This is a genomic window from Neisseria subflava (assembly GCF_003044935.1).
In the GTDB taxonomy this organism is placed as follows: Bacteria; Pseudomonadota; Gammaproteobacteria; order Burkholderiales; family Neisseriaceae; genus Neisseria; species Neisseria subflava_E.
In genome coordinates this window covers 43,568-65,340 of sequence record NZ_POXP01000004.1, presented here as the reverse complement: position 1 = coordinate 65,340, position 21,773 = coordinate 43,568, and the positions used below count along the sequence as shown (strand labels likewise).

The window sequence follows — 21,773 nt, the reverse complement described above, 5'->3', positions numbered from 1 at the left end:
ATTAACCTCCGAACAGTCGTTTTAAGAAGCTTTTCTTCTCAGCTTCGAGGAAACGCATTTCACGGTTTTCACCCAAGAGGCGGGCGATAACGTCCTTGTAGGCTTCTGCTGCTGCAGCATTGTCTTGATGGATGACAGGTTCGCCGGCGTTGGAAGCTTGCAGGACGTTTTGTGATTCAGGAATCACACCGATCAACGGAATACGCAAGATATCGCAGATGTCTTGTACAGACAGCATTTCGCCTTTAGCCACGCGCTCAGGGGAGTAGCGGGTAATCAGCAGGTGCTCTTTAACAGTGCTGCCTTGTTCTGCTTTGCGGGATTTGCTTTGCAAAATGCCCAAGATACGGTCGGAGTCGCGGACGCTGGATACTTCCGGGTTAGTGGTAATGATGGCTTCGTCGGCAAAGTAGAGTGCCATCAGTGCACCTTGTTCGATACCGGCAGGGGAATCGCAGATAATGAATTCGAAGCCCATTTTTTCGCTGGACAACTCTTTCATCACGTTGTCCACGCCTTCGCGGGTCAACGCGTCTTTGTCGCGGGTTTGCGAGGCGGGCAGGATGTAGAGGTTTTCGCAGTTTTTGTCTTTAATCAGGGCTTGGTTGAGTGTGGCTTCGCCTTGGATGACGTTGATGAGGTCATACACGACGCGGCGTTCGCAACCCATAATCAGGTCGAGGTTGCGCAAACCGACGTCGAAGTCGATCACGGCGGTTTTGTGGCCGCGCAGGGCTAGGCCGGTTGCGATGCTGGCGCTGGTAGTAGTCTTGCCTACGCCGCCTTTACCTGAAGTTACTACGATGATTTTGGACACGATATTTCCTTTTTAAGTACTGATGTTTATTCGGCGTCGATTGCGCTGATAACCAGTCGGTTGTCTTGCAATGATACTTGTACGGGTTTTTTGTGCAGATGCTCGGGCAGGTCTTGCTCGAAGTTGCGGTAGATACCGGCAACGGAGACTAATTCGGCCTGCATGGAATGAATAAAGATGCGCGCGTTGGTGTTGCCTTTTGCACCGGCCAACGCTCTGCCGCGCATGGGGGCGTAAATATGGATGTTGCCGTCGGCGATAAGCTCCGCACCTTGGCTGACGATGCCGGTAACGATGAGGTCGCCGTTTTCAGCGTAAACCTGCTGGCCGGTACGCACGGGCGTGCTGACCAATACGGTCGGATTGTTGATAACGGTGGCTTGTACGTCTTGCGGCTGCGGTGCTTGGCGAGGAGTAGGTGCCGCCTGTGTGTCGGCTGCCTGGGTGGAGTTGCCTTGCTTGAAGACCAAGTGGTAACGCGCCGCCGCTGCCGCCCATGTGTCGCTGGTGTGGTGCAGTCCTAAAATTTGCATGCCGTAACGGGCAAACAGGGAAATCATGCCGCCCAAATCGATGGATTCGGGATGGTCGAAATCTTGTACGTCTAAAATGAAGGGAACGAATTCGTCTTGGGATTGGCCTGCCAGTTGGCGTAGGAATTCTTCCAATTCTGTTAGATCTGCGGTGTGCAGATGGATGGATAAGACGTCCAAACGTGACGTTTTTATGTCGAATGCGGGTTTCATTGTAATGAAATAATAAAATTTTTTAATGACGTAAGTTTACCGTGTAAATCTTGGCTATTCAATCTGTTTGGCCGTCTGAAACCAAAATATTTTGTTTGAACGTTTTTCAGCTGTATCTAGTGTGGTTTTTTGGTGTGAACGCAGGTTTCAGACGGCCTTGGGAAAGGGGTAGCCGTGTGTGTCGATGTCATCGGCGGCGGCCCACGGCGTATGGATAAGGGTGGACGGCAGGTGCGCCAATTCGGGGAGGTAACTGCGGATGTAGCTGCCGTCGGGATCGATTTGATGTGAACGATGGGCATAGCGGACGGTGGCCGTGTCTTGTGCGGCGAGGTGCCAGTTGGCTTGGTTGAGCGCAGGGTCGGTGCCGGTTTGGACGGAGGCTGTCCACGCGATGCCTTGGTTGGGGTCGAAGTTGAGGGCATGGCAGAAATAGTGGGCGCACAGCTGCTGGAGAACGGGGTGTAAGTGGCCGGTGGCTTCGAGGCCGCGGATGGAGGCGTCGATGATGGGCACGCCGGTTTGGCCGTGTCGCCAGTATTCGCGTATCGGGGCGGCATCGGTTGTTTCGGGCAGGCGGCGGTGGTAAGCGAGCTGGTAGCAGTAGTCGCGGAAAATGAGTTTGTCCAGCCACTCGAAATGTCGATTTGCCAATCCTTCGGCAGCCAGCAGGCGCGGTGAAATGCAGCCTGCGGACAGGTAGGCATTGAGGAGGCTGGTGTTTTTTCGTGCCGGAAAGTTTTGGGTAATCGGATAGTGAACCAAATTCTGTTTGAACACGTGCCATTGCGTTAAGGCTGCGGTTTCGCCGCCCTGTTGATAGGCAGGCAATACTGCGCCGGTATGGGCTGGAAACAGTGGAACGTTTTGTCCGGTTTGAACAGGCAATTCGGTTTCAGACGGCCTTTGTCCTGAATAAGCCTGCAACCATGCCTGTTTATAGGCAGCAAAATCGATGTAGGGCAGGCCGTTGGCATCCATGAGGGGGGCTTTGGCCAAAATGCCGCGGTCGTTGGCGTGTTGCAGGACAATGCCTGCTCGGTCGAGATTGTGCCAGAGGTGGTTGTCTTGGCGGATTTCGGCTTCGGTGTAGGCTTCGTCTGTGATGACGGTATGGGCATTGAGCGCAGCAGCCAAGGGGAGGAGGTCTTCGTCGGAAGCGATGACATATAAAGGAATATGGTGCGCCGCCAGACGGGTATGCAGCTCTTGTGCGGCTTGATAATGGAACAGACTTTGACGCGGATTGTGGTTTTCAGACGGCCTTTGGCTGACCCAGACACAGGCGATGGGCAAACCGCTTGCAACGGCGGCATTAAGCGCGGCATTGTCGTGCAGGCGGAGGTTGCGGCGGAACCAGACAAGGACGTGGGCAGATTTCATGAGCATGTTCCGACGAAAAAGGGGAAACCATTTTATCAGAATCGGCCTCATGTATCAGGCCGTCTGAAAAATCTTTTGGTTTGATTTCGCTATATAATTTTGGTTTTAGCAATAAGGCGGCAACCATGACCGAGCAAACCGTTTTGGCACTCATTACCTGCCAAACCTATCCCGAACCATCGGACAACCTGAAAACATTGGCGGCATGCTTGGAAAGCATGGGCGTGAAAACCGTATTTGATGCGTGGCAAAACCATCCGTCTGCGACGTTTTTACTGCCTTTATGCGCATGGGATTATGCCGCCGAACCCGAAGCCTTCCGCCAATGGCTGGAACATGCCGGGCAGGCGGGGCAGCGTTTTATCAATCCGCCCGAATTGATGGCTTGGAATATGGAAAAGACTTATTTGTGCGATTTGGCGGCGCGCGGCGCGCAAGTGATTCCCAGCGTATTCGTTCCGCCGCAAAAAACCGAATTGGCGGACATTCTGAACCAACAGGGCTGGACGGAAGCGGTCATCAAGCCGGCATTCGGGCAGAGCGGCAAAGGCGTGGTTAAAGTTTGTGCGGACGCATTGGACGTGGATATGGCGGATTATCCGCAAGGTATGATTGTTCAACCTTATATCCGCGAAATCGAAACAGCAGGCGAAACCTCGCTGGTGTTTTTCAACGGCGCATTCAGCCATGCTATGCGCCGTCAGCCGCCACAAGGTGAATGGCGTGCCAACTCGGCCTATGGCGTGTCGGTGTTCGGTATTGAGCCGCCCGAGTTTGCCATCAGTGCCGCGCAAGACGTACTGGCCGCCTTGCCGCAAATGCCGGTTTACGCCCGCGTGGATGGTACATTGGTCGGTGACACCTTCCTGCTCAATGAATTGGAACTTATCGAGCCAGCCCTGTATTTGCACACCAGCGAAGGCGCAACGGAACGCTTTGCCCGACTGTTGGCGCAGTTGCTTGGGCAACATTCATCAACCTGATTTTATCAATATAATTAACAAGCCTCAGGCCGTCTGAACCATCTTTCAGACGGCCTGAGGCTTTTTTAAAACAAGATTTGCGCGTTTGTATTTTTCAATAATGTGCCATTTGTCGATTGTGTCATTTTAATTGTTGCAGTCTTAATTGATGGTTGATTAACTTTCATTTGGCATTTTATCTCGGACGCAGCCTTTATTTTTAGCGGATTGTAAACAATCCGGCCGGTCTAAATAGATATCTTTTTAGGGTAAAACCTCAAAAATCTTTTTAAAAAGAAAGATATTGTCTTATTGAATATTCTGTGCTGAAATTACATGACACTACAAAAAAGTAGTGCATAAAAAATAAAACAGACAAAGGAGAAAGCCATGCAAATGTTTTTAGACAATCTCAAAGCCTTTTTCGAAACCATTAGCGGCTGGGTCTGGGGACCTATTATGTTGATGCTGCTGGTCGGTACGGGCATTTTGCTGACCGTTTTGCTGAAAGGTTTGCAGTTCACCATGTTGGGTTATGCGCTGAAACAGGCGTTTGTGCCGTCAAAGAAGCATGAAAACGGCGAAGACCATGAAGGCGATATTTCCCATTTCGCGGCGTTGATGACCGCGCTGTCGGCCACCATCGGTACGGGCAATATCGCCGGCGTGGCGACTGCGGTGGTAACCGGCGGCCCGGGCGCGGTATTTTGGATGTGGATGACCGCCGTTTTCGGCATGGCCACCAAATACGGCGAGGGCGTGTTGGCGGTGAAATACCGCGTGACCAACTCCAAAGGCGAGATGTCCGGCGGCCCGATGTATTACATCGAAAAAGGCTTGGGCAAAAACTGGAAATGGATGGCCGTCGCGTTTGCCCTGTTCGGCACATTCGCTTCCTTCGGTATCGGCAGCTCGGTGCAGTCCAACTCGGTTGCGCAGGCAGTGCAAACCAGCTTCGGCGTCGAGCCTGCCTACACCGGCGTGATATTGACCGTATTAACGGCCATCGTGCTTTTGGGCGGCATTAAGGGCATCGCCAAAGCCGCGTCCTTTATCGTGCCTGCCATGGCCGTATTTTATGTAGTGGGCGGTATTTCCATTATTGTCGTGAATTCTGACGCACTGATGCCTGCCGTCAAACTGATTTTCTCCGATGCGTTTAGCGCGCAAGCTGTGGCCGGCGGTGCCATCGGCACGGTCATCCGCTACGGCGTGGCACGTGGTGTGTTCTCCAATGAAGCGGGCATGGGTTCTGCGCCGATTGCCGCCGCCGCCGCGAAAACCGACCACCCCGTCCGTCAGGCATTGGTTTCCATGACCGGTACGTTTTTGGACACCATCGTTGTCTGCTCGATTACCGGTATCGTGTTGGTTATGGGTCTGCTCGGCGCAGGCGGCGAGTTTGTCAAACCTGAATTGAGCGGCGCGGCGCTGACAACCGTCACGTTCCAAAAAATGCTGCCCGGCATCGGTGGCTGGATTGTTACCATCGGCCTGATTTTCTTTGCCTACTCAACCATTCTCGGCTGGTGTTATTACGGCGAGAAATGCGCGGTGTACGTTTTCGGCGAACGCTTTGCCGGACTGTACCGCGTGGGTTACGTCTCTTCCGTCATGCTGGGTACCGTATTGAGCCTTGATTTGGTGTGGCTGGCTTCGGATACGTTCAACGGCTTGATGGCATTGCCCAACCTGATTGCGCTTTTGTTGATGGCGAAAGTCATCGTCAATGAAACGCGCGACTTCAAACAAAAAATCAAAAACGGCGAATTGCCGCATTGATGTCCAAGGCCGTCTGAAACGGAACATTCAGACGGCCCGATGGATATCAGTTTGTTTTGAAAAAAGTCAGAGGAGGAGAAAAATGAAAGTGCTTGTTTTAGGTGCCGGCGTGGCAGGCGTATCTTCCGCGTGGTATCTGGCAGAGGCAGGACATGAAGTAACGGTCATCGACCGCGCCGAGGGCGTGGCGATAGAAACCAGTTTTGCCAATGCAGGCCAGCTTTCTTACGGCTATACCACGCCCTGGGCTGCACCCGGCATTCCGACCAAAGCGCTGAAATGGCTGTTTAAAAGCCATCCGCCTTTACTGTTTCGCCCCGACGGCAGCCTGTATCAAATCGAATGGCTGTGGCAAATGCTGCAAAACTGCACGGCAGCGCGCTATCAAATCAATAAAGAGCGCATGGTCAGGATTTCCGAATACAGCCGTGAAATGTTCCGCCGTTTTGAAGCGCAAACCGGCATGAATTTCGAAGGGCGCAAAAAAGGGACGTTGCAGATTTTCCGCCAAGCCAAAGAAGTCGAAGCGGCAGAACAAGACATTGCCGTTTTGGAACGCTACGGCGTACCCTACCGTCGTCTGAAACCCGAAGAATGCGCAGAATTCGAGCCTGCACTTGCACGCGTTACCGCCAAAATTGCCGGCGGTCTGCACCTGCCTGCGGATGCGACCGGCGACTGCCACCTCTTCACCCAAAACCTGTACAAACTGTGTCTGGAAAAAGGCGTACAGTTCCATTTCAACCGAACCATCCACCGCATCGAACACAACGGCCAGCGCATCAGCGCAGTGGAAACTGAAACAGAACGGTTTGAAGCAGATGCCTTCGTCTGCGCGCTCGGCTGCTTCAGCAGGACGGTTTTGGCGCAGTTGGACCTCAATCTGCCCATTTATCCCGTCAAAGGCTATTCCTTGACCCTGCCGGTCACAAATTCCGACGGCGCGCCGGTGTCCACCGTTTTGGACGAAAGCTACAAAGTCGCCATCACACGATTCGACAACAGAATCCGCGTCGGCGGTATGGCGGAATTGTCCGGCTACGAAATCAAACTGCCCGAAAAACGCCGCGAAACCTTGGCTTTGGTCGTCAACGATTTATTCCCCGAAGGCGGCGACTTGAATCAGGCATTGTTCTGGAGCGGCCTCAGACCGATGACACCCGACAGCACGCCGCTAATCGGCCGTACCCGCTTTGACAACCTGTTCCTGAATACGGGTCACGGCACTTTGGGTTGGACCATGTCGCTGGGCTCGGCAAAATTGACCGCCGATATCGTGAGCGGCAAAGACGCCGAAATCCGCAGCGACGACTTGAGCCTGTCGCGCTATCAGGCTTAAGCTGGAAAGCGATAAGGTTTGGTGATATTTCAAACTTAAGGGCCGTCTGAAAAATATTTTTCAGACGGCCTTTTGTTTTAAAATCCGGGTATCCAATCAATAAAATAAATAATAACTATTATCATATACATTAAAAAGTGTTAGTCTGAACCTGTCCCAGCTTTTAGCGCAGGTTTTCTCATGCCCGATTTTTCGATGTCCAATTTGGCCGCTGCCTTTTCCATCACGCTGGCTGCCGGTTTGTTTACCGTATTAGGCAGCGGTTTGGTGATGTTTTCCAAAACGCCCAATCCACGCGTGTTGTCGTTTGGTTTGGCATTTGCCGGCGGTGCGATGGTGTATGTTTCCCTGACGGAGATTTTCAGTAAATCCAGCGAGGCGTTTGCTGAAATTTATGATAAAGACCACGCGTTTGCGGCGGCGACCATGGCATTTTTGGCCGGGATGGGCGGCATCGCGCTGATTGACCGCCTGGTGCCGAACCCACATGAAACCTTGGACGCGCAAGACCCGTCGTTTCAAGAAAGCAAACGCCGCCATATCGCGCGAGTCGGCATGATGGCGGCGTTTGCGATTACGGCGCACAATTTCCCCGAAGGCTTGGCGACGTTTTTTGCCACCTTGGAAAATCCGGCGGTCGGGATGCCTTTGGCCTTGGCGATTGCCATCCATAATATTCCGGAGGGTATTTCCATCGCTGCGCCGGTTTATTTTGCCACCCGAAGCCGTAAGAAAACGGTATGGGCGTGTCTGTTATCCGGTTTGGCCGAGCCTTTGGGGGCGGCTTTGGGCTATTTGGTTTTGCAGCCGTTTTTGTCGCCTGCCGTTTTTGGCTCGGTGTTTGGCGTGATAGCCGGCGTGATGGTGTTTTTGGCGTTGGACGAGCTGCTGCCGGCCGCCAAACGCTATTCAGACGGCCACGAAACCGTTTACGGCCTGACAACGGGCATGGCGGTGATTGCCGTCAGCCTGGTATTGTTCCATTTTTAAAACCCGTATGCCAAAGGCCGTCTGAAATGATTCAGACGGCCTTTTTGCGTTATAATCCGCACATCAAAAATAACCTTAATTTCACAAAGTTCCATCATGTTAGACAAATACAATCCAGCCGAAATCGAATCCAAACATTATCAAAACTGGGAAAAGCAGGGCTATTTCCAGCCTGATATGGATTTGACCAAACCGTCTTTCTCCATCCAACTGCCGCCGCCCAATGTAACCGGCACGCTGCACATGGGCCATGCCTTCAACCAAACCATCATGGACGGCCTGACCCGCTACTACCGCATGAAAGGCTGCAATACCGCCTGGATTCCGGGCACCGACCACGCGGGCATCGCCACGCAAATCGTGGTCGAGCGTCAACTTGCCGCGCAAAATGTGTCCCGTCATGACTTGGGCCGCGAAAAATTCTTGGAAAAAGTATGGGAATGGAAAGAAGTTTCCGGCGGCACGATTACCCAACAAATGCGCCGCGTGGGCTGCTCTGCCGACTGGACGCGCGAATATTTCACGATGGACGACGTGCGCGCCGAAACCGTGACCGAAGTGTTCGTGCGCCTTTTTGAACAAGGCTTGATTTACCGCGGCAAACGCTTGGTGAACTGGGATCCGGTATTGGGTACCGCAGTGTCTGATTTGGAAGTGGAAAGCGTGGAAGAACAAGGCTCTATGTGGCACATCCGCTATCCGCTGGCCGACAATCCCGCCGAAGCCGTTATCGTGGCGACCACCCGTCCTGAAACGCTGCTGGGCGACGTTGCCGTTGCCGTCAATCCTGAAGACGAACGTTACACCCACTTGATCGGCAAAGAATTGATCCTGCCGCTGACCGGCCGTACTATCCCCGTGATTGCCGACGAATACGTCGAAAAAGACTTTGGTACAGGCTGCGTGAAAATTACGCCTGCGCACGACTTCAACGACTACGAAGTCGGCAAACGCCACGACACGCGCCTGATTAATGTGTTCGATTTGGAAGCCAAAGTGCTGGCAAACGCCGAAGTGTTCAACTTCAAAGGCGAAGCGCAACAAGGCTTTGCCCTGCCTGAAAAATACGCAGGCTTAGACCGCTTTGCCGCGCGCAAACAAATGGTTGCCGATTTGCAGGAACAAGGTTTCTTGGTCGAAATCAAACCGCACACGCTGATGACGCCGAAAGGCGACCGTACCGGTTCGGTGATTGAGCCGATGCTGACCAGCCAATGGTTTGTCGCCATGTCCGCCACGCCAAACGGCGGCGAGCCTGACAGCGAATTCAAAGGCTTGAGCCTCGCCGACAAAGCAAAAAAAGCCGTCGACAGCGGCGCAGTGCGCTTTATCCCTGAAAACTGGGTCAACACCTACAACCAATGGATGAACAACATCCAAGACTGGTGTATCTCGCGCCAACTGTGGTGGGGCCATCAAATCCCTGCATGGTACGACGAAGCAGGCAATGTGTACGTCGCCCGCAATCAGGAAGAAGCCGAAAAACAAGCCGGCAAAACCGGTTTGACCCGCGAAGAAGACGTATTGGATACATGGTTCTCCTCCGCGCTCGTGCCGTTCTCCACACTCGGCTGGCCGTCTGAAACCGACGAACTCAAAGCCTTCCTGCCGTCCAATGTCTTGGTTACGGGCTACGAAATCATCTTCTTCTGGGTGGCGCGTATGATTATGATGACCACCCACTTCACCGGCAAAGTACCGTTTAAAGACGTGTACATCCACGGCATCGTGCGCGACCACGAAGGCAAAAAAATGTCCAAATCCGAAGGCAACGTCATCGACCCCGTCGATTTGATTGACGGCATCGACTTGGACAAGCTGCTGGTGAAACGCACGACCGGTCTGCGCAAACCCGAAACCGCGCCGAAAGTGGAAGAAGCCACGAAAAAACTTTTCCCCGAAGGCATTCCGAGCATGGGCGCGGACGCCTTGCGCTTCACCATGGCGAGCTACGCCAGCTTGGGTCGTAGCGTCAACTTCGACTTCAAACGTGCCGAAGGTTACCGCAACTTCTGCAATAAATTGTGGAACGCCACCAACTTCGTGTTGATGAACACCGAAGACAAAGACTGCGGCCAAGACGAAATGCAGCCGTTGGCGTTTACCTTTGCCGACCAATGGATTATCGGCAAACTGCAACAAGCCGAAGCCGCCGTTGCCGAAGCCTTTGAAACCTACCGCTTCGACCTTGCCGCACAAACGCTGTACGAATTTGTGTGGAACGAATATTGCGACTGGTACATCGAGCTGGCAAAAGTGCAAATCCAAACCGGCTGCCCGACAACCCAGCGCACCACACGCCGCACCCTCGTGCGCGTACTCGAAACCATCCTGCGCCTGCTGCACCCAATCATGCCGTTCATTACCGAAGAGCTGTGGCAGGTCGTTGCGCCTCTGGCGAATGCCAAAACCGCCGACAGCATCATGTTGGCCGCCTATCCGCAAGCCGATAAAGAACAAATCGTTCAGACGGCCTTCGACAAAATGGCCGCATTGAAAGACTTGGTGGAAGAAGTGCGCAAACTGCGCGGCGAAATGGGTATCGCGCCAAACGTCAAAGCACCACTCTTCGTCGAAGGCAGCGCAGAACTCGAAGGCCTGCTCAAATATCTGCCGTCGCTGACCCGACTGACCGAAGCCAAGCTGGTGGACAGCCTGCCCGAAGCAGAAGACGCACCTGTCGCCGTCTGCAACGGCGCGCGCCTGATGCTGAAAGTCGAAATCGACAAAGCCGCCGAAACCGCCCGTTTGAGCAAAGAAGCCGAGAAGCTGCAAAAAGCCTTGGACAAACTCAACGCCAAACTCTCCAAACCCGGCTACACCGAAAAAGCCCCGGAGCATCTGGTGGAAAAAGACAAAGCCGATTTGGCGGAATTGGAAGATAAGATGGCGAAAGTGGAAGGGCAGTTGGCGAAGTTGAGAGGGTAATATTGTTTGGTTGTAAGCAAAGGCAGCCTGAAAAGTCAAAAATGATTTTTCAGGCTGCTTTTTTTATTGTCTTTTTTATTACCTTCAAAAAATCCTGAAAATAACTTGAAAAATACTTGAACTACTCTCCAAAAATAAATATAATAAAGCCCATTAATCGTTCAGCATGTGTTTCCACATTGTTGAGTTTTATTAACCTAATTTTTCAAGAGGTATCTAATGACATCTCAATATGATGAAAAAGATAAACAACTTGTTCAAAAAATTGCAACACTACTATATCAACGAACACGTATGAATGTGAATGACAATCAAGGTACTGCATATCTTACGCCCAACTGGGAGCAAGAAATCTATCCGCAGGCAACTGTAACTCGTGAAGATGTGAGAAAAGAAACTGGCAGAAAATCTATACGTGATGTAGCTTTTAACAAGATTGCAGATATGCTTGCTGAGCAGGGGCTTGAGGCTAGTGTTGCAAATGAAGGAATAAATGTGAAAGTACCAGAGCGTAGAGCAAGAGGTGTAACGGAATTTACAAGTATTGGAGCATTAGAGGATGCGAATAAAGAACGAATTAGAGAATATAAAAATAGTCGTGAACATTATGAATCGGATGAGGATTTTGAAGCAGATAATCCCGATAGAGACCCAGAATATTAAGGTTAATTAAACAGAAAGCATAGGTTGGATCAAGACCCAACAAAACCGTCAATTCATCTGTTTTGTGCTGGGTTTACAACCCAACCTACAACACAAAGGCCGTCTGAAACTGCTCTTTCAGACGGCCTCCCCATTTTCAGGCTGCCCTTCCCCAAGGCAGCCTGAAACTTGTACCCCACCCCAAACCCATCCGCCGTCATTCCCGCCTGCGCGGGAATGACGGTGTTTGTTGCTTTTCAGACGGCCTTTTTCTTTTTTTTAATCCATCACATTCAATCAAACCAAACAATCTGATTTTCATCCACGCTGATGCGGATTTCCTGTCCGGTTTGCGGTTTGTCTGTATCGTGGTCGGCGTGGGGATACCAAATCAAATCGCCGTATTGCGGATGGGCGAGGGTAAGGCGTATGCCTTCGGCGAGGGGGACGGCTTCGCTGATGCGGACGGCTGTGCCGTTCGGGTTGAATCGGATGGCGTGTTGGGGGATGTAGCGTGTGTCGTCGGTGTTGGCCAAACCGAGCAGCAGGGCGGCTTGGGCGTTGACGGGGCGGCGGATAAGGGTTTCCGGCGTGCCGTGTTGGAGGATGCGGCCTTCGTGCATGATGGCGATGGTGTCGGCCATGGTGCAGGCTTCCTCGGCGGAGTGGGTCACGAGGATGGCGGGGATGTTTTGACTGCGGATGCGTTCGGCGGTCAGGGTGCGCAGGTGGTGGCGCAGGTGGGTGTCGAGGCTGGAGAAGGCTTCGTCCAAGAGCAACAGTGACGGGCGCGTGATGAGGGCGCGTGCGAGGGCGAGGCGTTGCTGTTCGCCGCCGGAGAGGCTTTCGGGTTTGCGTTGCGCTTCGTGTTCCAAACCGATGTCGCGCAAGGCTTGCATGGATTGTTCTTCGATTTCGGCTTTGGGCAGGCGGCGCATTTTGAGGCCGAAGCCGACGTTGTCGAGGGCGGTTAAATGCGGCAAAAGGGCGTAGTCTTGAAACATCAGCGAGATATTGCGCTTTTCAGACGGCATGTCAGTGATGTTGTCGCCGTTGAGCCAGACTTCGCCGCTGTCGGGACGCACCAGGCCGACGATGGTTTTGAGCAGGGTGGATTTGCCGCAGCCGGATCGGCCGAGTACGGCGAGGATTTTGCCTGCTTCGACGTTTAGATTAATGTCTTGGGCAACGGTTTTGCTGCCGAAGCGTTTGTTGATGTTTTTGAGTTGCAACATGGTTTCAGACGGCCTTTAAAAATGGGGTCGGCAACGGATGCTGTCGAGCCATGCGGACAGCGGATGTTTGGGGTCGATCAGGCCGTATCGACGGCAGGCTTCGATCGTGACCAGCTGGGCATCGTGCATCATGTGTCCGCACAACATGGCATCGAGCAGGGTGGGGATGTCCATCAGTTCAAAACCGGCAACTTCGCCGTCTTGGTTGGCGGGTTGGAAGTCTTCGGGCAGGACGATGTCGAAAATATACAGGATTTCGTTGTGGACACCGCGATTAACGGGGCGCAAACTATATATTTGGGCAGTCGGTCGGATATGGGGTGTCAGAGAAGCGGGAATACCAGCTTCTTCTTCGCCCTCGCGGCAGACGGCTTCAGACGGCCTCTCGCCGCTGCTGATACCGCCGCCGGTCAGGTTGTCGAGTTTGTTCGGATCAACGGCTTTGTGCGGACTGCGGCGGCCTATCCAAAAGCGCAAACCGTCTTCTGTTTCGACCAATCCGTTCAAATGCACTGCCTGACTCATCAGGCCGAACGGGCGGAAGGCGGCGCGTTCGAGTGCACATAAAGGCTTGCCCGACTGGTCGCAGATGTCGAACTTTTCACAGCGCCAACCTTTGAGCCAACCGCACTCGCGCCACTGTTGCGCCAGCGTTTGCAAACTGTCGCCCATTTCTGCCCAACTGTCGGTTTCCAAATTCAGGCCGTCTGAAAGGGGTGCCTGTCTGCCTGTCCAATCTTGTCCGAGGCGTTCGCGCCATAACGGGTTCAGACGGCCTAAAGGCAGGCCGTTGAGATACAGAATGCACCAATCGTCGGATGCGCCATAGCTTGTTTGCGCCCAATCCCACAATGCGTCGTGGATATCGGGTGTGAATACTTGTTCAAAACGGAAAGACTGAGACATGGCGCATCCTCCAAAAGAACTAAAGATACGTCGATTTTAGCCGTTTACGGCGAATTTGCAAAACAACCGCACTACCCGAAAACCGCTATAATAGAGTAAATCATCCGAAACGAGCACATCATCATGAGTGAATTGACCGATATCCTTTCCTACAACCAACGTTTCGTTGAATCGGGAGAGTACGAAAAATATTTCACCAATAAATACCCCGGCCGCGAGCTCGCCATTCTTTCCTGTATGGACGCACGCATTATCGAATTGCTGCCCAATGCCTTGGGCTTGAAAAACGGCGATGCCAAGCTCATCAAAAACGCCGGCGCGCTGGTGACCCACCCTTGGGGTTCGGTGATGCGCAGTTTGTTGGTGGCCGTATTTGAACTCAAAGTGAAAGAAATCATGGTCATTGCACACCACGACTGCGGTATGCGCGGATTGCACGCCGAAGAGTTCCTCCAACGCGTACACGACAGCAATATCCCCGACGACCGCATCGAAACCCTGCGCAATGCCGGTATCGATTTGGACGGCTGGCTGACCGGTTTTGATGATGTCGAAGACAGCGTGCGCCATACCGTCGAGCTGATTCGCAAACATCCGCTGATGCCCGACAACATCGCCATCCACGGCCTGGTCATCCACCCGACCACAGGCAAGCTCAACTTGATTGTTGACGGCAGCTTGCCTGCTTCAGACGGCCAAAACATCTAACGCAAACACCACCACGAAATGAAAAACATCGGATTATTCGGCGGCACGTTTGACCCCATCCACAACGGCCACCTCCACATCGCCCGCGCCTTCGCCGACGAAATCGGTTTGGACCTTGTCGTCTTCCTGCCGGCAGGCGACCCGTACCACAAAGACAGCACGCGCACGCCGGCACAAGAGCGCCTCAATATGGTCGAACTCGCCATCGCCGACGAGCCGAAATTCGCCGCCAGCGACTGCGACATCGTCCGCGACGGCGCGACTTATACGTTTGACACCGTCCAAATCTTCCGCCAGCAGTTTCCCGGCGCGCAACTGTGGTGGCTGATGGGCAGCGACAGCCTGATGCAGCTGCACACATGGAAAAAATGGCAAACCCTCGTGCGCCAGACCCATATCGCCATCGCCATGCGCCAAGGCGACAACCTCAACAAAACCCCGCGCGAATTGCACGCATGGCTCGGCGAAGCACTGCAAAACGGCAGCGTCCGCATCCTCAACGCGCCGCTGCACAACACCAGCTCCACCCAAATCCGTGCTGATCTCGCCAAAACGCACCATTCAGATGGCCTGCCGCAACCCGTCGCCCAATACATCCGCCAACACAAACTCTATGAAAAATAGCGTTTATTCAGGCAGATAAGCTATAATGCCGTCTGAAAACATTTCAACTAGGAAAACAATGAACGAACAAGAATTGCAAGACCTGCAAAAAATGGTCGAAGTGGCCGTAAACGCCCTCGAAGATATTAAAGCCAAAGACATCTCTGTTTTGGAAACCCAAGACAAAACCTCCCTGTTTGCCCGCATGATTATTGCCAGCGGCGACAGCACACGCCAAGTTAAAGCACTGGCGAACAACGTTGCCGTCGATTTGAAAGAAGCCGGTTTCGAAATCCTCAGCACCGAAGGCGACAGCGGCGAATGGACGCTCGTCGACGCAGGCGACCTCGTTGTCCATGTTATGCTCCCTGCCGTGCGCGACTTCTACGACATCGACACCTTGTGGGGCGGAGAAAAACCGAGTTTCCACGCCGGTATGCAAAAACCTTGGCACGCCGCCGACTAAAACGGTTTATCCATACAAAGGCCGTCTGAAACTTGAAAGCAAGCAAGTTTCAGACGGCCTTTTGCTATAATTCCATTCTTTTCACATTATTTAATTTATTGCACCATCATGCCGCAACCCGATTTCGCCCAAACCCTCTCCAAAGACCGCCATTTCCTGCAATCTGCCTTTAAAAACCCCAAAAAATACGGCGGCTTGGCCAAGGTTGAGGAAAAATACAAAAAATCGCACGATCTCTATCTGCAACGCCTGTCCAAACTGCCCAAGCCCGAATTCGACAACACGCTGCCCGTTCACGAAAAACTCGACGAAATCAAAAAAGCCATTGCCGAGAATCAGGTAACGATTATTTGCGGCGAAACCGGTTCGGGCAAAACCACGCAGTTGCCCAAGATTTGTTTGGAACTCGGGCGCGGGGCGGCAGGATTGATCGGGCATACCCAGCCACGCCGTTTGGCTGCGCGTTCCGTGGCAGAGCGGATTGCCGAAGAGTTGAAATCGGAAATCGGCAACGCGGTGGGCTATAAGGTGCGCTTTACCGACCACACCTCGCGCGATGCCTGCATCAAACTGATGACCGACGGCATCCTGCTGGCGGAAACCCAGACCGACCGTTATCTCGCCGCCTACGACACGATTATCATTGACGAAGCGCACGAACGCAGCCTGAACATTGACTTCCTCTTGGGCTACCTGAAACAGCTGCTGCCGCGCCGCCCCGACTTGAAAGTCATCATCACCTCGGCAACCATAGACGCAGAACGCTTCTCCCAACACTTCAACGGCGCCCCCGTTTTAGAAGTGAGCGGACGGACGTATCCCGTCGAAATCCTCTACCGACCGCTGACCAGCAAAGACGAAGATGACGCAGAAGTTGAGCTGACCGACGCGATTGTTGATGCAGCCGACGAATTGGCACGCTATGGCGAAGGCGATATTTTGGTGTTCCTGCCGGGCGAGCGCGAAATCCGCGAAGCGGCAGAAGCCCTGCGCAAATCCACGCTGCGCCGCAACGACGAAATCCTGCCCCTGTTCGCACGCCTGTCGCACGCCGAACAGCACAAAATCTTCCACCCTTCAGGCGCAAAACGCCGCATCGTGTTAGCAACCAACGTGGCCGAAACCTCGCTCACCGTGCCGGGCATCAAATACGTCATCGACACCGGCCTCGCGCGCGTTAAACGTTATTCTGCACGGGCGAAAGTGGAGCAGCTTCATGTAGAAAAAATCTCTCAAGCCGCCGCCCGCCAACGCTCCGGCCGCTGCGGCCGCGTCTCTGCAGGCGTATGTATCCGATTGTTTTCAGAAGAAGATTTCAACAGCCGCCCTGAATTTACCGATCCCGAAATCGTCCGCAGCAACCTCGCCGCCGTCATCCTGCGCATGGCATCGCTGAACTTAGGCGACGTAGCAGCATTCCCATTTTTAGAAATGCCCGATTCACGGTATATCAATGACGGTTTTCAGGTATTGCTGGAATTGGGTGCGGTGGAGGCCGTCTGAAAATAAAATCTTTCTTAATCAAATGGCAGGCCATGTTTCATTTTCAGACGGCCTAAATCATTGAGAAACTAAAAACTATTGAAAAGGGAATATTGGGTTTTAAAACCCAATCGGTAAATTTTTTATTGTGAAATATTAATGATGAAAAAATCTTTCCTCACGCTTGTTCTGTATTCGTCTCTACTTACTGCTAGCGAAATCGCCTATCGTTTTGTATTCGGAATTGAAACCTTACCGGCTGCGAAAATGGCAGAAACGTTTGCGCTGACATTTGTGATTGCTGCGCTGTATCTGTTTGCGCGTTATAAGGCGACGCGTTTGTTGATTGCGGTGTTTTTCGCGCTCAGCATTATTGCCAATAATGTGCATTATGCGGTTTATCAAAGCTGGATGACGGGTATTAATTATTGGCTGATGCTGAAAGAGGTTACCGAAGTCGGCAGCGCGGGCGCGTCGATGTTGGATAAGTTGTGGCTGCCTGCGTTGTGGGGCGTGGCGGAAGTCGTGCTGTTTTGCAGCCTTGCCAAGTTCCGCCGTAAGACGCATTTTGCTGCCGATATTTTGTTTATTGCAGCGATGTTGCTGATTTTTGGACGCTCATTCAGTACGACGCAGGAACATGGTATTTCGCCCAAACCGACATACAGCCGCATCAAAGCCAATTATTTCAGCTTCGGCTATTTTATCGGGCGTGTGTTGCCGTATCAGTTGTTTGATTTAAGCAAGATTCCTGTGTTCAAACAGTCTGCGCCAAGCAAAATCGGGCAGGGCAGTGTTCAAAATATCGTCCTGATTATGGGCGAAAGCGAAAGCGCGGTGCATTTGAAATTGTTTGGCTACGGACGCGAAACTTCGCCGTTTTTGACCCAGCTGTCGCAAGCTGACTTTAAGCCGATTGTGAAACAAAGCTATTCCGCCGCTTTGATGACGGCTGTGTCCCTGCCCAGCTTTTTCAATGCGATACCGCATGCCAACGGCTATGAGCAAATCAGCAGCGGCGATACCAATATGTTCCGCCTCGCCAAAGAGCAGGGTTATGAAACGTATTTTTACAGCGCGCAGGCGGAAAACGAGATGGCGATTTTGAACTTAATCGGTAAGAAATGGATAGACCATCTGATTCAGCCGACTCAGCTTGGCTACGGCAACGGCGACAATATGCCTGATGAGAAGCTGCTGCCGCTGTTCGACAAAATCAATTTGCAGCAGGGCAAGCATTTTATTGTGTTGCACCAACGCGGTTCGCACGTCCCATACGGCGCATTGTTGCAGCCTCAAGATAAAGTATTCGGCGAAGCCAATATTGTGGATAAGTACGACAACACCATCCACAAAACCGACCAAATGATCCAAACCGTATTCGAGCAGCTGCAAAAGCAGCCTGATGGCAACTGGCTGTTTGCCTATACCTCTGATCATGGTCAGTATGTGCGTCAAGATACCTACAATCAAGGCACGGTGCAGCCCGACAGCTATCTCGTGCCGCTGGTGTTGTACAGCCCGGATAAGGCCGTGCAACAGGCTGTCAACCAGGCTTTTGCGCCTTGCGAGATTGCCTTCCATCAGCAGCTTTCAACGTTCCTGATTCACACGCTGGGCTACGATATGAAGGTTTCAGGTTGTCGCGAAGGCTCGGTAACGGGCAATCTGATCACAGGCGATGCAGGCAGCTTAAATATTCGCGACGGCAAGGCGGAATATGTTTATCCGCAATAAGCGGCATAAAAACCAATAAAGACAAATTAAGATGATGTCGGGGAAGATGCCCGACCGACAAGACTATGCAAAATATGAAAAACCAAGTACGCGGATCAGGCATGGATGCACGATCCAACCCAGCCAATGTTTCAGACGGCCTGCAAAACAGTTCGGGCCATATCGGTGCCAACACGCGCTACCGCCTGACCAAGCTCGGCGAACAAATGGCGCGTCTGCCCATCGACCCGAAAATCGCGCGCATTTTGCTGGCGGCGAAGAAACACGACTGCATGGCGGAAATATTGGTAATCGCGTCCGCACTGTCGATTCAAGACCCGCGCGAGCGGCCGTTGGAAGCGCGCGATGCCGCGGCCAAGGCGCATGAACGCTTTACCGACAAGCAATCCGACTTCCTTGCCTATCTGAATATTTGGGACAGCTTCCAGCGCGAGCGCGACAAAGGTTTATCCAACAAGCAGCTGGTGCAGTGGTGTCGACAATATTTCCTGTCGCACCTGCGTATGCGCGAATGGCGCGAGCTGCACCACCAGCTTGCCCAAACCGCGATTGAAATGGGCTTGACCACCAAAGAATCCGCGTTTAGACAACCTCCTTCCCAAGAACAATTGAGGCCGTCTGAAAGTCAAGGCGACCAAGATTTGGCGGCCAAACTCAAACAAAAACAACTGGACAAGAAACAACACCGCGCCCAAATCCGCGCCGCCAAAGAAGCCGGCTACGAACAAATCCACCGCGCTCTGCTCACCGGCCTTATTGCCAACGTCGGCATGAAATCGCCCGACGGCAACGACTACACCGGCGCGCGCGGCAGCCGTTTCCACCTTTTTCCTGCATCAGCCCTGTTCAAAGCCAAACCCAAATGGGTGATGGCTGCAGAATTGGTTGAAACCACGCGCCTTTACGCGCGCGACGTCGCCGTTATCCAGCCCGAATGGATCGAGCAGGAAGCGCCGCACCTCGTCCGCTATCATTATTTCGAGCCGCACTGGGAGCAAAAACGCGGCGAAGTCGTCGCCAGCGAACGCGTGACGCTTTACGGCCTGACCGTATTGCCGCGCCGCCCCGTGTCTTACGGCAAAGTTGCACCTGAAGAAGCGCGCGAAATCTTTATCCGCGGTGCATTGGTGGCGCAAGAAAGCAATCTTCAGACGGCCTTTTTTGCCCACAATAAAAAGCTGATTAAAGAAATTACCGAACTCGAACACAAATCGCGCAAGCAAGACGTATTGGTCGACGACGAAGCCCTGTTCGCGTTTTATAACGAACGCCTGCCCGAGCTGGTGTGGAAAGATGCAAAAGGCGGCATTTGGGGAAGTGAAGAGGGCGGACAAACCCAGTCGGACAAGACAGTCGATCAAAACGGACAAGCAAACCAGCGCAACGCAGGACGTGTGGCACAAGCCATGCATACGGATTCCAATGATGCGGACAACCGCGAGCGTGAACCGAGTTCACATACCCGACAAAATGTTTCAGACGACCCAAAACCCAAAAAGCAGCCAGCATCTCAAAAAGGCCGTCTGAAACCTTTACCCCTTGCCGATATTCGCACCTTTGAAGCCTGGCTCAAAACCGCCGAACGCGACAATCCGCGCCTGCTGTTCCTAAGCCGCGACGATCTGATGCAACACGCCGCCGCGCACATTACCGAAGAGCAGTTCCCCAAATTCTGGCAAACCGCAGACGGCAAGTTCAAACTTTCCTACCGCTTCGAGCCGCACCATCCGCTCGACGGCGTGACCATGACCGTGCCGCTGACCGTCCTCAACCGCCTGCACGCGCCGTCGCTCGAATGGCTGGTGCCCGGTATGTTGCGCGAAAAAATCCAGCTGCTGATTAAAGCACTGCCGAAGCAAATCCGCCGCATTTGCGTGCCCGTCCCCGATTTCATCACCAAATTTCTCGAAAGCAATCCCGACCGCCAAGCGGCCATTATTCCCCAGTTGGCGCACTTTATCGCCAAAAGCGCAGGCGATATGCGGATTTTCGAGCAAATCGACCAAGACGCATGGGCGGCGCAAGAATTACCCGAACACTGCTATCTGAATCTGCGCATTATCGATGATGGCGGACAAGAGCTTGCCGGTGGCCGCAAACTGCATGAGTTGCAACAACAACTCGGCCAAGCCGCCGCCGTCACCTTCCGCGACAACACCCAAGAATTTGAGCGCGACAACGTGACCACATGGGACATCGGTACCCTGCCAGAATCCATCAAATTTGCACGCGGCAAACAACAGCTCACCGGCTACCTCGGCCTGCAAAAAGAAAAAGACGGCCGCATCGCCCTGCGCCTGTTTGACACCACAGAAGCCGCCGAACAGGCACACCGTCAAGGCGTAATCGAATTGATGAAGCTGCAATTAAAAGAGCAGGTAAAAGACCTGAACAAAGGCATCCAAGGCTTCACCCAAGCCGCCATGCTGCTCAAACACATCAACGCCGACACCCTGCGCGACGACCTCACACAGGCCGTCTGCGACCGCGCCTTTATCGGCGAAGACGAGCTGCCGCGCAACGAAAAAGCCTTTAAAGAACAAATCAAACGCGCCCGCAGCCGCCTGCCCGCCGTCAAAGAAGCCCTCAGCCGCTATTTGCAGGAAACCGCCGCCGCCTATGCCGAACTGAACAGCAAACTCGGCAAACACCCATTGACCCACCTTCTAAGACTACGCCTGCAAACCCTGCTCGCCGCCGGCTTCGCCACCCGCACCCCGTGGGCACAATGGCCGCGCCTCCCCATCTACCTCAAAGCCATGACCCTGCGCCTTGAAAAATACAGCAGCAACCCCGCCCGCGATGCAGCCCGCGAAGCCGATATTCAAGAGCTGGAACAAATGTGGCAGGAAAAAACCGACAGCCTGATCAAACAAGGCCTCCCCGTTTCAGACGGCCTTGCAGGGTTTAAATGGATGATTGAAGAATTGAGGGTGTCGCTTTTTGCGCAGGAATTGAAGACGCCGTATCCGGTGTCGGTGAAGAGGTTGTTGAAGGGGTGGGAGGTAATAAATTGATTGATGATTTAAAAATTGATATTTATAATT

General features: G+C 53.0%; 17 protein-coding genes. 12 read left to right on the top strand and 5 right to left on the bottom strand.

The window, feature by feature from the left end:
- Nucleotide 1: 1 nt before the first annotated feature.
- The 3 genes from minD to DBY95_RS09950 all read right to left on the bottom strand — a co-directional run bounded on the left by minD (nt 2) and on the right by DBY95_RS09950 (nt 2,946).
- Complete coding sequence (minD, locus tag DBY95_RS09960) at nt 2-817, bottom strand: septum site-determining protein MinD (RefSeq protein WP_107724219.1); 816 nt, start codon at nt 815-817, stop codon at nt 2-4.
- Nucleotides 818-843: 26 nt separating this feature from the next.
- Nucleotides 844-1,563, bottom strand: coding sequence for a septum site-determining protein MinC (gene minC, locus DBY95_RS09955; RefSeq protein WP_004520214.1), 720 nt, complete (start codon nt 1,561-1,563; stop codon nt 844-846).
- A gap of 147 nt (nt 1,564-1,710) precedes the next feature.
- Nucleotides 1,711-2,946, bottom strand: coding sequence for an FAD-binding domain-containing protein (locus DBY95_RS09950; RefSeq protein WP_234394616.1), 1,236 nt, complete (start codon nt 2,944-2,946; stop codon nt 1,711-1,713).
- 125 nt (nt 2,947-3,071) lie between these two features.
- On the opposite strand from DBY95_RS09950, the gene DBY95_RS09945 reads away from it, so the two are divergent.
- The 6 genes from DBY95_RS09945 (at nt 3,072) to DBY95_RS09920 (ending at nt 11,610) form a co-directional block, all read left to right on the top strand.
- Nucleotides 3,072-3,929, top strand: coding sequence for an ATP-grasp domain-containing protein (locus DBY95_RS09945; protein ID WP_107724217.1), 858 nt, complete (start codon nt 3,072-3,074; stop codon nt 3,927-3,929).
- A gap of 369 nt (nt 3,930-4,298) precedes the next feature.
- Entirely contained in the window at nt 4,299-5,690 is a 1,392-nt protein-coding gene (locus tag DBY95_RS09940; RefSeq protein ID WP_107724216.1) for an alanine/glycine:cation symporter family protein, read from the top strand.
- An 82-nt stretch (nt 5,691-5,772) separates the two neighbouring features.
- Nucleotides 5,773-7,029, top strand: coding sequence for a D-amino acid dehydrogenase (locus tag DBY95_RS09935; protein WP_107724215.1), 1,257 nt, complete (start codon nt 5,773-5,775; stop codon nt 7,027-7,029).
- Between the two features lie 180 nt (nt 7,030-7,209).
- Nucleotides 7,210-8,019 (top strand): zinc transporter ZupT, encoded by an 810-nt coding sequence (gene zupT, locus DBY95_RS09930; protein ID WP_107724214.1) that lies wholly within the window; start codon nt 7,210-7,212, stop codon nt 8,017-8,019.
- A gap of 96 nt (nt 8,020-8,115) precedes the next feature.
- Nucleotides 8,116-10,947, top strand: coding sequence for a valine--tRNA ligase (locus DBY95_RS09925; protein WP_107724213.1), 2,832 nt, complete (start codon nt 8,116-8,118; stop codon nt 10,945-10,947).
- Between the two features lie 219 nt (nt 10,948-11,166).
- Nucleotides 11,167-11,610, top strand: coding sequence for a hypothetical protein (locus DBY95_RS09920; protein ID WP_107724212.1), 444 nt, complete (start codon nt 11,167-11,169; stop codon nt 11,608-11,610).
- Nucleotides 11,611-11,882: 272 nt separating this feature from the next.
- Here the strand turns inward: DBY95_RS09920 and DBY95_RS09915 are convergent, their stop codons facing one another.
- The gene (locus tag DBY95_RS09915; protein ID WP_107724211.1) at nt 11,883-12,824 is read right to left on the bottom strand and encodes an ABC transporter ATP-binding protein; all 942 of its coding nucleotides are present in this window, start codon (nt 12,822-12,824) and stop codon (nt 11,883-11,885) included.
- 15 nt (nt 12,825-12,839) lie between these two features.
- On the bottom strand, nt 12,840-13,730 hold the full coding sequence (locus tag DBY95_RS09910) for an NUDIX hydrolase (RefSeq protein ID WP_107724210.1): 891 nt from the start codon (nt 13,728-13,730) through the stop codon (nt 12,840-12,842).
- Nucleotides 13,731-13,853: 123 nt separating this feature from the next.
- Here DBY95_RS09910 and DBY95_RS09905 point away from each other — a divergent pair, with 123 nt between their 5' ends.
- From DBY95_RS09905 to DBY95_RS09880, 6 genes are all read left to right on the top strand, one after another.
- On the top strand, nt 13,854-14,438 hold the full coding sequence (locus tag DBY95_RS09905; protein ID WP_003749338.1) for a beta-class carbonic anhydrase: 585 nt from the start codon (nt 13,854-13,856) through the stop codon (nt 14,436-14,438).
- An 18-nt stretch (nt 14,439-14,456) separates the two neighbouring features.
- The gene (gene nadD / locus DBY95_RS09900) at nt 14,457-15,062 is read left to right on the top strand and encodes a nicotinate-nucleotide adenylyltransferase (protein WP_003684732.1); all 606 of its coding nucleotides are present in this window, start codon (nt 14,457-14,459) and stop codon (nt 15,060-15,062) included.
- A 58-nt stretch (nt 15,063-15,120) separates the two neighbouring features.
- Entirely contained in the window at nt 15,121-15,507 is a 387-nt protein-coding gene (gene rsfS, locus DBY95_RS09895) for a ribosome silencing factor (protein ID WP_002246503.1), read from the top strand.
- A 108-nt stretch (nt 15,508-15,615) separates the two neighbouring features.
- Nucleotides 15,616-17,010 (top strand): ATP-dependent RNA helicase HrpA, encoded by a 1,395-nt coding sequence (gene hrpA, locus DBY95_RS09890; RefSeq protein WP_107724209.1) that lies wholly within the window; start codon nt 15,616-15,618, stop codon nt 17,008-17,010.
- A 138-nt stretch (nt 17,011-17,148) separates the two neighbouring features.
- Nucleotides 17,149-18,726, top strand: coding sequence for a lipooligosaccharide phosphoethanolamine transferase (gene lpt3 / locus DBY95_RS09885; protein ID WP_107724208.1), 1,578 nt, complete (start codon nt 17,149-17,151; stop codon nt 18,724-18,726).
- Nucleotides 18,727-18,791: 65 nt separating this feature from the next.
- The gene (locus tag DBY95_RS09880) at nt 18,792-21,743 is read left to right on the top strand and encodes a DUF3418 domain-containing protein (protein ID WP_107724207.1); all 2,952 of its coding nucleotides are present in this window, start codon (nt 18,792-18,794) and stop codon (nt 21,741-21,743) included.
- The last annotated feature ends 30 nt before the right edge of the window (nt 21,744-21,773 follow it).